14 protein-coding genes are annotated in these 11,069 nt (G+C 54.3%); 7 read left to right on the top strand and 7 right to left on the bottom strand.

Annotated elements, in window-relative coordinates; all coding sequences use genetic code 11:
- From Q2B33_RS20640 to Q2B33_RS20630, 3 genes are all read right to left on the bottom strand, one after another.
- Positions 1–558: ExeA family protein (locus tag Q2B33_RS20640; RefSeq protein WP_300914220.1), on the bottom strand; the 558-nt coding region annotated here is incomplete at its 3' end.
- Positions 558–1,136, bottom strand: a complete 579-nt coding sequence (locus tag Q2B33_RS20635; protein WP_300914218.1) for a Mu transposase C-terminal domain-containing protein — start codon at positions 1,134–1,136, stop codon at positions 558–560. The genes Q2B33_RS20635 and Q2B33_RS20640, both read right to left, overlap by 1 nt.
- Positions 1,137–1,334: 198 nt before the next feature.
- Positions 1,335–1,820, bottom strand: a complete 486-nt coding sequence (locus tag Q2B33_RS20630) for a DUF6431 domain-containing protein (RefSeq protein WP_300900698.1) — start codon at positions 1,818–1,820, stop codon at positions 1,335–1,337.
- Between the two features lie 399 nt (positions 1,821–2,219).
- On the opposite strand from Q2B33_RS20630, the gene Q2B33_RS20625 reads away from it, so the two are divergent.
- Complete coding sequence (locus tag Q2B33_RS20625; protein ID WP_300572472.1) at positions 2,220–2,723, top strand: signal peptidase II; 504 nt, start codon at positions 2,220–2,222, stop codon at positions 2,721–2,723.
- A gap of 172 nt (positions 2,724–2,895) precedes the next feature.
- Here the strand turns inward: Q2B33_RS20625 and Q2B33_RS20620 are convergent, their stop codons facing one another.
- From Q2B33_RS20620 to arcC, 3 genes are all read right to left on the bottom strand, one after another.
- Positions 2,896–3,222 (bottom strand): hypothetical protein, encoded by a 327-nt coding sequence (locus Q2B33_RS20620; RefSeq protein ID WP_300572474.1) that lies wholly within the window; start codon positions 3,220–3,222, stop codon positions 2,896–2,898.
- A 15-nt stretch (positions 3,223–3,237) separates the two neighbouring features.
- Positions 3,238–3,645, bottom strand: coding sequence for a helix-turn-helix domain-containing protein (locus Q2B33_RS20615; RefSeq protein WP_300572476.1), 408 nt, complete (start codon positions 3,643–3,645; stop codon positions 3,238–3,240).
- A 287-nt stretch (positions 3,646–3,932) separates the two neighbouring features.
- Entirely contained in the window at positions 3,933–4,868 is a 936-nt protein-coding gene (arcC, locus tag Q2B33_RS20610; RefSeq protein ID WP_300572478.1) for a carbamate kinase, read from the bottom strand.
- A gap of 163 nt (positions 4,869–5,031) precedes the next feature.
- On the opposite strand from arcC, the gene Q2B33_RS20605 reads away from it, so the two are divergent.
- From Q2B33_RS20605 to Q2B33_RS20580, 6 genes are all read left to right on the top strand, one after another.
- Positions 5,032–5,793, top strand: a complete 762-nt coding sequence (locus Q2B33_RS20605) for a MerR family transcriptional regulator (RefSeq protein WP_300572480.1) — start codon at positions 5,032–5,034, stop codon at positions 5,791–5,793.
- Between the two features lie 224 nt (positions 5,794–6,017).
- On the top strand, positions 6,018–6,758 hold the full coding sequence (locus tag Q2B33_RS20600) for a hypothetical protein (RefSeq protein WP_300572482.1): 741 nt from the start codon (positions 6,018–6,020) through the stop codon (positions 6,756–6,758).
- Positions 6,742–7,518 carry a hypothetical protein gene (locus Q2B33_RS20595; RefSeq protein WP_300572484.1) on the top strand — a complete coding sequence of 259 codons (777 nt, stop codon included), beginning with the start codon at positions 6,742–6,744 and terminating at the stop codon, positions 7,516–7,518. The genes Q2B33_RS20600 and Q2B33_RS20595 overlap by 17 nt, the downstream gene beginning before the upstream one ends.
- Before the next feature lie 218 nt (positions 7,519–7,736).
- Complete coding sequence (locus tag Q2B33_RS20590) at positions 7,737–8,363, top strand: ABC transporter ATP-binding protein (protein WP_300572487.1); 627 nt, start codon at positions 7,737–7,739, stop codon at positions 8,361–8,363.
- A gap of 10 nt (positions 8,364–8,373) precedes the next feature.
- Positions 8,374–8,535, top strand: coding sequence for a hypothetical protein (locus tag Q2B33_RS20585; RefSeq protein ID WP_300572490.1), 162 nt, complete (start codon positions 8,374–8,376; stop codon positions 8,533–8,535).
- Positions 8,536–8,650: 115 nt separating this feature from the next.
- Entirely contained in the window at positions 8,651–10,666 is a 2,016-nt protein-coding gene (locus Q2B33_RS20580; RefSeq protein WP_300572493.1) for a FecR domain-containing protein, read from the top strand.
- Between the two features lie 94 nt (positions 10,667–10,760).
- Here Q2B33_RS20580 and Q2B33_RS24605 read toward each other — a convergent pair whose 3' ends face one another.
- The gene (locus Q2B33_RS24605; protein ID WP_300572496.1) at positions 10,761–10,958 is read right to left on the bottom strand and encodes a hypothetical protein; all 198 of its coding nucleotides are present in this window, start codon (positions 10,956–10,958) and stop codon (positions 10,761–10,763) included.
- Positions 10,959–11,069: the final 111 nt, after the last annotated feature.

Genomic DNA, 11,069 nt, shown 5'->3' with positions numbered 1-11,069 from the left:
ATGCACGGTGATCCTTTGGCGCAGGGCCTCATGGACGGGCTTCTTCAGGGTGCTGTTCAGGTGCGGCTCCCCGCAGAGGATGAGCGTGAAGCAGTTGAGGGAGTCATATCCGTAGTTCATGAGCATCTTGATGTCCTCCAGGATGCCGGTGGAGAGGTACTGTGCCTCATCGACTGCCAGGAGGAGGGGCTGCTTCTTGTCCTTGTAGAGGTAGAGGATCTGCTCCTGCACGGCGCGGAACATCCCAGGCTTGCCGCCCCTTGGCTCTACCCCTAAGACAGAGCAGAGCTGGCGGTAGAACTCCATGACGCTGACGGTGGAGAGGCAGATGTATTCCATGTGGTAGAGGTTGGGGTTGAGGCTCTTTGCAAAGCAGCGCAGGGCGAAGGACTTGCCCATGCCGGGGCGTGCCGTGAACAGGCCGATGCCCCTGGTGTCCTTCAGGTAGTCCAGCCGGGACGCCATCTCCGAGATGTCCTTTGAGAGGAACCGGTCCTTTTCCCGGGAATTCTGTTTGTCGAAAGGGTTGAAGGAAAGCCCATAGCAGGAACGGGACATCAGCCCTCACCCCCGATCCTTGAGTAATCGATGGACGGTGTGTTGTTACGTTTCGTCCTGCAGTTCTCGTTCTTATCTGTAGGCCGGATGGGGTAATGCTCCCCTTCATAAAGGATGAAGGCCGAGGACATGTCATCCGGAAGGAAACGGATCTCCACCTTTGAGGAGATGAACTGCATGGGGACGTCATAGGACACCTTGTCAATAGAGACGGTGGAGTCCTTGTTCGCCTTTCTGGCAATACGGTTCAGGAAACACTCTTCCAGCCATTCCCTGGACTTTGGCATGCGGATGGAGGAACGGGCCTTTTGGTAGCGCTCCAGGGGCGTGGTGCCGATGCCGGAATGGACGGACGTATTGTAGGTGCGCATATAGTCTTTAAGGAGCCCGTTGAGGGTCTTGGGGCTGTACTGGAATACAGAGCCGTCAGGCAGGGTGAGCGGTCTTTCGGTGACACGCTGGTAGTAGGCGTTCCTGGATGCATCAGGATAAAGGCCATGGATGACCGGCGCTATGAGAGCGAGGCGGAACTGTGCCATGGCGGCTGCGTCCGAAAGGTTTTTGGGATTGTTGTCCATAAAAATGTCCTCCCTAGGTGGTTTTCCACCATTATGCAGGAGAGAAGGGAGGGAAGCCATACCCGTGTCGTGTGGCTGTGGGAAAACGGTTCACGGGCCGAAGACCTGCTGGCAGTAAGGCGCCGGGTTCTTATGGGACTGGAGGAAGGACTTTGTAAAACGGCGGACAAAGGCGGAGGCGAAATCCGAATAGGCCGCCTACACGAGCAGGGCTTTCAGGAAGGAAAGGCTGGAAGCCTCCATGGAGGAAAGCACGCCGAGCCATTCCTTCTTCTGTATCCGGAAGGGCTGCAGCCACCGGTGCAGCTGGGAAAGGGTGATGGAAAAGCGTTCGCATAGCTTCTCCACAGTGGAAAGGTGCAGGAAATACTCCGCCAGGACGCGGAGGAGGAAGAACAGGCCGTAGCCTGAGTAGGGGATGATGAAGTCCGGGAGGATGGCATGGGTATGGCCGCAGGTACAGATGAGGCGCATGATGCAGAGGCTGTGGCGGACCGGGGCGCCGCCTATGAAGTCCACCAGGGAGCGGTCATAGTAGGCATGGATACGGCAGGAGCCCTTTGCCCCACAGCATGGGCAGGTCTGCAGCTCAGGGCGGAATCCGGCCATGAAGGAGCCGAACAGGGCTTTTGATGAACTTTTTATGCGAATCAGCTTGCAAAACAGGGAGTTTTCTCTTATCATAGTATATGTCGGTGGTGCCGGAGCCTCACGAGTGGGACACGATCCCGTATATGGCAGGCACACTGGTATGTGAGAGAAAGAACGAACTGTGGGAGGTGCTGTTCTTTCTCTTTTTTTGTTCCATAAAAACTATATCGGAACAGCAAGGGATGGTCAAGAGGAAAACGTGCCGCTTCCTGCAGCACGCTCTTATAGACAGTATTTGAAACCTGAGAGTTTAATTTGACGTTTTTGTGCGGGAGATAAGAACTTTAATTTGCTGGACTACAATAGGTCTGCGTTTTCCGCTTCTTGTAATTTGCCGGGTGACTGTGTATAATAGGGTCAAGAGATGGGAGGTAGCGGTGGAATGTCAGGATTTATCAGATATGAGCAAGTCAGGAGCGTGGGAGGATGGGAATGGCCGGTTATGTGCTTGGAGTGATAGGGATTTTCCTGGGAGATTTGTGGATCAAGGACCGGATAGAGGGGAGCGATACGGACAAAAGCGGAAATGTGCTGGGCCGGGGCAGGGAAGGGGACTGCCGGAAGCCCATGACGCTGGCCGGAGGCCGCGTCCGGATACGGAAGTACCATAATGAAGGAGCCATGCTGAACCTGGGCCAGAGGCGCCGTAAAGCGGTGGCAGCCCTGTCGGTGGCCCTCACCGGGGCGGTGGGCGGGATGTTCCTGTGCAGCCTGGGGCAGCGGGGGAACCGGCTGCTGCGGGCCGGGCTGGCCCTGCTCCTGGGCGGCGCCTTCAGCAACACCTACGACAGGCTGAAGCGCCGGTACGTGGTGGATTATCTGACCTTCCAGGTGGGATGGAAGCCCCTGGGGAGGGTGGTGTTCAACCTCTCGGATTTCGCGATTATGATCGGGGCCATGCTGGCGGTCCTGGGCGCTTCCCGGGACGAGGGGTGAGGGCAGGAGCATGTTTTCTATCACGGGAGTGCCGCTATCAGGTGGTGGCTGTGGACATGCTGGCGGCGGGGCTCCCGGCCCTGGAGCGGGCCGAGATGGACGCCGGCTTTCTGGAGGCCCTGGCGGAGCTGTACCCCACCTGTGAGGCATTCCGCCAATCTTTTTTACTGCGTCATAACAGAGTGGCGCATATGATGCCGATCACCCCGGCTGCCAGAAATGCCAGGCCTGCACCGGCAGATTTCTTGCGCCTTTCCATTTCTTTTGCGCTGCTTTCGCTCATATTCATGACAGGATATCTTTTCCTTCCGATCAGATACATGAGCAGACCGCCGGAGTGATTGCCGTTCATCGCAAAAAATCCCCAGAATCTGGGATGCTTCAGCCCCCTGGCCGTGGCATCGATTACGGTTAAGTGATAAACCTGGAATACGGCCTCAAAGCCTCCTACAAGCGCCGCTGCGCCGCAAATCACTGCAAAAACCATATTTAATCTCATGATACGATGTCCTCCTTAGAATGTTCTGATGATTTGGTAAAGCAATGCTGATGAAGTGATGACCATAAGGCAGAATACGCCGACTAAGAAATAGCGGTTATCCGGTATGAACATACTTAATGTTATCAGCAGCGCTGCGACAATGATATTGACAATGACAGCCCATATCATTTTCTGGTTGCTCTTTACGACATTTGTGGTTTCCTCTAAGTGCTCTATCATTTTTTCATCACCCTTTAGCAATACGTCGAGACTTATGGAATATAGGTTGCTCAGCTCGATTACGCTGATGATATCAGGGTATGATTTCTCATTTTCCCAATTTGATATTGTCTGTCTCGATACATTGATCCGTTCCGCCACGTTCTCCTGCGTCATCCCGGACTGTACCCGTGCGCTTTTAAGCTTTTTCCCTATTTCCATATTCCGATTGCTCCTTTCGATGCCATTATCATGTATTGAGGGCCGGATGTCTATCAAACATCTTTGACAGGACCGGTTTTTCCATGTCAAAATTCTTTGACATGGCTGAAATCAGGGGGAATCATCCGAGGGCGATCCGTGGACATGCAGGGAAATCGCCTGGCAGAAGACAGAGAAGACAGCAAAACGAACAGCCCCTCCGGACATGGGCCGTCCTGCCGGAGGGGCTGTTTTCCGCCCAGGCCTGCGCAGTGGAACCGCGCTGCCGAAGCGGTACATGGAAAGCGCTACGCCGTGATCACAGTTCCTGCCTTGCCCCTGACGGCGTCCTTTGCCCTGCCCAGAGAAGTTATCAGCACTTTTCCCGTCCCCACCTTCTCCAGATAGCTGACAGCGGCTTCGATCTTCGGCAGCATGGTGCCCGCCTCGAACTGTCCCTGGGAAATCATCTCTTTCGCTTCGGCCACGGCCATAGCCGCCACAGGGGCCTGCCCGTCGGTGCCGAAGTCACGGTACACGCAGTCCACGCCGGTGAAGATGATCAGCTCGTCGCAGCCTAAGTCCGCCGCCAGCTTCCCGGCGATGGCGTCCTTCTCGATGACGGCAGAAGCGCCTTTCAGGATATGCTGCTGCTCGATGACGGGGATGCCGCCGCCACCGCAGGCGATGACCACCTGGTCTGCGGCCGCAAGGGCGCGGATGGCCTCGATTTCCACGATGTCGATGGGCTGGGGAGCCGCGACTACGCGCCTGTAGCCCTTTCCGGGATATTCTTTGACGTAATTGCCTTTCTTGATTTCGGTCTCGGCGTCTTCCTTTGACATGAAGCGGCCGATGACCTTGGTGGGCTCGTAGAAGGCCTCGTCATAGGGGTCTACGGTGACCTGGGTCAGGATAGTGCTGACCGGCCTGGAGATGCCCCTGCCCAGCAGCTCGCTGCGCAGGGCGTTCTGGATATCGTATCCTACATAGCCCTGGCTCATGGCGGAGCACACGCACATGGGAGCGGGGGTGTAGTCGGTGTAGACCCGGCGCAGCTCCGTCATGGCCTTGTGGATCATGCTGACCTGGGGGCCGTTGCTGTGGGTGATGGTCAGCTGGTAATCCTCCTCCACCAGATCCGCCAGCGCCCGGGCCGTCACCTGCACCGCGTCCCGCTGGGCCCCTGTGGTATAACCTAACGCGTCGTGCCCCAGGGACACCACTGCTCTTTTTCTGCTCATAAGATTCACCTCTGATTTCTGATTTGGCTTAAGTATACATTTTTTAGGAGAGAAAAGCAATAGAAAATCCCCGGACAAAGCTTTCTGCATAAATTTATAAAAAAGGGGTTGACTATGACGCTGCGTTATAGTTTATAGTGATATCACACGGGAGGAAAAGCCGATGAGGACAGTACATGAAGTGAGCGGGTTGGCCGGAGTGAGTATACGCACTCTACAGTATTATGACAAAATCGGGCTTCTGCGTCCGGCAGGATACACCGATGCGGGATACCGTCTGTATGACGATACAGATTTGGAGCGCCTGCAGCAGATTCTGCTGTTCCGGGAACTGGAATTTCCGCTGAAGGAGATCAGGAAGATCATGGAGAGCCCGGATTATGACAGGGACAGGGCGCTGGAGCAGCAGATAGCCCTGCTGACATTGAAGAAGGAGCATCTGGAGAACCTGATCGAGCTGGCCCGTGGAATAAAGGAGACAGGAGGAAATACCATGGATTTTTCAGCATTTGACACCAGCAGGATGGAGGAATATGCGGCACAGGCCAAAGCGTCCTGGGGAGACACCGCCGCATATAAAGAGTTCAAAGAGAAAGCAAAAGACAGGACTTCCGAGGAGGAGAGGGATTTGGGCGTACAGATGATGCGGATATTCGCAGAGTTCGGCAGGATAAAGGACAGGGATCCGGCATCCGGGGAGGCCCAGGCCCTTGCGGGGAAACTACAGGCATTTATCACGGAGCACTATTACAAGTGTACGGAGGATATCCTTTCCGGGCTTGGGAGAATGTACGCCGCCGGCGGAGATTTTACGGAGAATATCGATGGGGCAGGCGGCAAAGGGACTGCGGGATTTGCGGACAAGGCGATACAGATTTACTGCAGCCGCCGGGGAGCGGCGGCAAACTGTTCCATGGAAGAGTGAGAGATGTGATGACGGAGAGACCAGCCGACTGCCCGGCTGGTCTTTCTGGCTTTCCCTGCGCCTCCATACCGCCCGAAATATGACGATGGCGATTTTGCGCTTGAAATTCTGCTCCCGTCAGAAAATGGAATTGAGAAATGAAATCTGTAACGAAACGCCCGTTAATCAGATATATCAGACAGTGGAATCCACGAAGAAGAGCGGTGCAGGGGAGGGCATGCATTATGGTAAAAACGGAAATAAAGAGGGCGCTGGGCTCCTGGGCCTTTGCCGCCACAACGGCATTCGGTCTTTTCATGATGCTGGAAGGGCGTCTGGATCAGACGGGAGGCAGGATCTTCAGTGACAGCGGACCTTATCTGAGCAAGTTTTTGGACAGTCTGCGGTCTACGCCGCTGACAATCCTCTGGCCTGTTACGGTCATGTTCCCCTTTGTGCTGTCCTACCGGAGGGAGAGGGACAGCGGCTTTCAGGGGCTGATGGTGCTGAAGACTTCCAGAGGGGAATATCGGAGGGCGAAGATCGCCGCGGTGGCCTGCAGCGGTTCCCTGTCCCTGTTCCTGCCTATGGCAGGGTGGCTGCTTTTCTGCAAATTCATACTGGGCTCGGGAAAGGTGGAGAATCCCATCCGCTTCCTGCCGGAATTAGCCGGGAGATTCCCGTTTCTGTACGGTATGATGTATGCCGTGAACGCAGGCGTGCTGGGGGCGGCATTCGCGGTATGGGGGCTGGGCCTGAGCGCGGTTGTCCGAAATAGATATCTGGCGCTGCTGATACCGGTCTGCTACTGTGTGTTCACAGGGGTGGCCGCCCCCAGGGCCTGGGAGGCGTTTAAGCTGATAGACCCGGCAGCCTACAGCAATCCTGCGCTGGGAGGCTGGGGGATTCCCCTGTATGAGCTGGCGCTGTTTACGACAGGCTGTCTTTTGTTCATAGGAGGGGATTGTCATGCTGGCAAAGCTTAGAGTGGAGATCAGGGAATGCCGTCTGGCGAGGGGGCTGCTTTTCTGGCTGCTCTGCGCCCTGGTGGTGGGACATGTGATGGCAGCGGACTTTTTGTGGAAATACCCGGCAGGCTGCCAGGGGGAATTCATGGTGTGGGTATTCAACAACTATCATATCATTCTGGTTTTGTTCCCCTTTCTGCTGCTGGCGGCCACCAGCGGCGGACAGACCCAGAGCTCCCGGTATCCTGTCCTGATCAGATACCGGGACAGGGATGAATTTTTTTACATGAAAACAGCTGTGAGAACAGGATTCGCACTGCTGTGCCTGCTTGCCTTCGCGGGACTGCTGCTCTTCATCAGGCGGAAGATGCCCGTGGAGTCGGAGCATGCTTTTATCCTGTCGGAGGAGTTCGGGGACATTTGTGTAAAGCAGTGTCTGAATATCTTCTGCTTCTGGAGCGCCATGCTCCTGCTGCATGAGATTCTGCAGAGCATAGTGGGCAACGCTATGCTGGATTTGGCGGTAACGACTTTTGTGCCCCTGGGAAATTATATCCTGGCGAAAGGAGCCGCCGTGCGTGCGCTGGAGTGGACGCCCTGGGGGAAGATTGGCTATAAAATCGAAGAGATCGTGGGGGCGCCGCCGGAGGAGGTGGAGAAGCTGGGGGCTTATCAGTTTTACTGGTGGTATTGGCTGGTCATGATTTTGCTCCTGCTGTGCCTGGCAAAAGCGCTGCACGGGAAAAAGGATTTCGTCTTTGAAAAGAACGATCGATAATCGGTTCCGGAAAGGGCGGCGGGAGAATGGGGCTGTTTCAGTACGGGAACGGCAGGTAGGAGAACATGGAGGACGAGGAGAAATAGGGCTGTCTCAGAACGGGAACAGCAGGTAGGAGAACAGGGAGAACAGGGAGAATGGGGAGAAATAGGACTGTCCCAGAACGGGAACGGCAGGTAGGAGAACAAGGCGAGCGGGGAGAACAAGGGAGGAAAAATATGGTAGAGCTGCGGAATGTATCAAAGGCATATAAAAATAATATTCTGTTTACCAATTTAAATCTTACGGTTTCCCGTGGAGACATCTGCGGGATCCTGGGGGAGAACGGCTCCGGGAAAAGCGTGCTGCTGAAGATGATATGCGGCTTCGCCCTGCCGGATGCCGGAGAGGTCTTGGTAGGGGGAGAAAGGATCGAGAAGGGGAGATTCCCCCGGGACATAGGGGTGATCCTGGATTCCACGGGCTTTCTGCCGGGGGAGACGGGGCTGGACAATCTGCTGCTGCTGGCTTCCATCCGCGGGAAGGCGGACAGGGCGCAGGTGGAGGAGGCCATGCGGCTGGCGGGGCTGAAGCCGGAGCTGGAGGTTCCGGTGGGGAAATATTCCCAGGGGATGAAGCAGCGCCTCGCCATCGCCCAGGCCCTGATGGAGAAGCCCTCGCTGCTGGTTCTGGACGAGCCGCTGAATGCCATTGATATCAAGTCCGTGGCATATTTCAGGAAGCTTTTTCGGGAACTGAACGAAAAGGAAGGGGTGACAATCATATTGACGTCCCATTACAGCCAGGATATTCAGGAGCTGTGCAGGCACACCTATGATATCCATCTGCTGCGGGCAGGCTTGTGAGGCAGCTTTTATGAAAAAGAGCATCATACACAACAAAGGCATTTATGGGGAGATTCGGGAGATCCGGGACATCCGTAAGGCTGACCTTGCATTTGAGCTTGACAGCAACAGCAAGGCGCAACAGAATATCGAAAGGGATGTGGCTGTTGTCTCTGCGTTTGTCCCTTGTTGAAGATACTGAAAGAAATGTTGGACACGATCTTAGCCTTGTGGTAAGATAAGAGGCGGAAAATACAGAAAGGAAACTGCCAGCGCAGAGAAAGCGCTGTCTGAAATGGAACAGTAATATGATGCAAAAAGGATCAAAATATTTGACGGCGCTGCTTTTGGCGGTGGGTGTTCTGTTGTCTGCATGTGGGAAGAAGGAGGCGGCTGCTTCCATGCATCTGGTGAAAGCAGAGGGAAAAGTGGAGGTTAGCGACAAAGAAGGGAAAGATATCGGTGTTGTGGAAAGACTTGGACTATACAGCGGTTACCAGGTGGGGACACAAAATGCAAGCTATGCCTGGATAGATTTGGACGAAGTAAAGCTTGCAAAAATGGATGAAGAGAGCGAGATAGAAATACAGAAAGAGGGAAAGGAACTGACTGCTTCTGTCAAGAGCGGAAGCCTGTTCTTTCATGTGGAGGAACCCCTTGCCGAGGATGAAACATTTGATATCCGCTACTCTACCATGGTGGTTGGCATCCGGGGAACCTGCGGATGGGTGGAGGTAAGGGACGAGGAGCATATGCTCGTCTATATCCTGGAGGGGACAGTGGAGGGCAGCGTGACTGCCTTGGAGGGCGGCGAGACAAAGACAGAGCCTGTAACGGCTGGCGAGAGGGCGGAGCTTTTTGCCTCGGACGGCCAGGCGGGAATCCGCGTGGAGAAATTTAAGGAATCGGACATCCCTGCATTTGTGCTGGAAGAGCTTCTGGGGGATGAGGCGCTGAACCACAAGGTTTCAGAAGCTTCTGGACTCGCGGTGGGCGAAGGAACTTCGGAAGAGGAAGACCCGGAGGATGGAAGCTTGGAAGACGATGGGAAGGACGGGGAAGAAGAACCGCAGATATTGACGGTAAGCCAGACCGGGCTAAGCTATATAACCAGCGGCGGGGGAGTGATCCTGACCGTGAAGGACGGGCTGTGCGGGGCGATCAACCGGCAGGGAGAGAGCATTGTCCCCCATCAGTATCCCTATTATTATTGTGAGCCGTCCGAAGAGGGGATATTTGCGCTGGGGGATGATGAGCAGTGTACTTTCTTTGACAGGGAAGGACGGGAGCTTGTGACCCTTCCAGGAAGCTACGGAATCTCCGTCGAACTCGGAGAAGGAAAGATTACGTATGCATATACCCGGGAAGACGGAAGCGACGAGATTGGCTGCTATGATTTGGAGAGCGGCGCTTATCTTGTGCAGATTCCTGTAGAGGAGCTAATGCCGGATGGAGGGGTGTCAAATGTTTCACCAGTGCAGGACGGCGTCTTCTACTGTTCGCTGGAAACAGAAGGGCTTTTTTTGGTACAGATGGACGGAAGCATGGTGCGCATCGATGATGCAAGGGAGGCTATGTGGAAAGACGCAGGGTGGAGCAGTCATACCTATGAGTCTGTTCCGCTGGATCCGGCAGAATCAGGAGTCCAGATTGCAGGTGTGGGATCAGGGGATGGAATGCCGCGGTATTGGGCGTGGGCGGTAAAAGACGGTTATATGCCTTCGCTTTCCATAGAACTGGGGGTTGGAATTGCTCTGTTTGACTGTCAGACCCAGCAGTATTTTGAAATCCCTATGGACACTGAAGAAGCAGAACAAATATTTGGCGTTAATCCTCAGATGGCTTTTTCAGGGTTGTCGATTCAGATTCCGGAATATTACAGCGGTGGATATTGGTATGGCAGCCGCGGGATGCAGATGGTTGTAAATATTGCTTATCAGGAGGAAATCGACAGATGCTTTTTGCTGGATTTTTCCAAAGCAGAGCTGAATGAGTACCGTGAGGTCACGAATCTTGCGGAGGTGGTTCTGGCGGAGCATGAGACAATCACGATGACGGATGAGGGCTGGTATCTGGCCAGCGAAGGAGAAGAGTATTTCTATCTGGACGAGCAGGGCCGCCGGATGGAAATGCCCAAGGCGCAGGACTGCAGCGGGTATTGGGACGGCTATGCGATGATGATCGATGGGGACGGCATGGCCTATGTGATAGACATGGACTTTCAGAAAGTGTCGGAAGGGTATCCGGCGGATGCCGTCGCGCAGACGGGAGATATGTTTGTGATTTACCACGGAGAAGAGGAGACTGCCCTTTTTATGAAATAAAATCTGGCAGTTCCGTCTACCCTGTTTTCCATGCTCTAAATCGTGGAGAATGACACGTTTTATACTGCATAACGCTGAATACTGCCTAATGTAATCATGCGATTGAACCAGTCAGCGTTATGCAGTCTGGTTTCACGGCAAGTGAAATCGTTATGCAGTATAACTTGTCCTCTACGCGTTGGGTACTTGTATCAGAGAAATGTACCTCGACTAAATACCTTGTCTTGTCAATCTTCTGTTGTAAACAGGGCGTTAATCGCCCTGTGGTGTTGGTCTGAAAGTTGTCGCTCATGTTCCTCCTTGGTGGGCAATGCGTGCAGGCACGCATAAAAAAGACGCATGGTTTACTAAAAGTTTCCCAGTTTGTCGGACTATAGAAAACTGCCTATAATCTGACAATTGA

It is taken from the genome of uncultured Acetatifactor sp., assembly GCF_948601915.1.
Lineage (GTDB): Bacteria > Bacillota > Clostridia > Lachnospirales > Lachnospiraceae > Acetatifactor.
The sequence above is the reverse complement of the archived record's forward strand: the minus strand, read 5'-3'. Positions and strand labels throughout refer to the sequence as shown.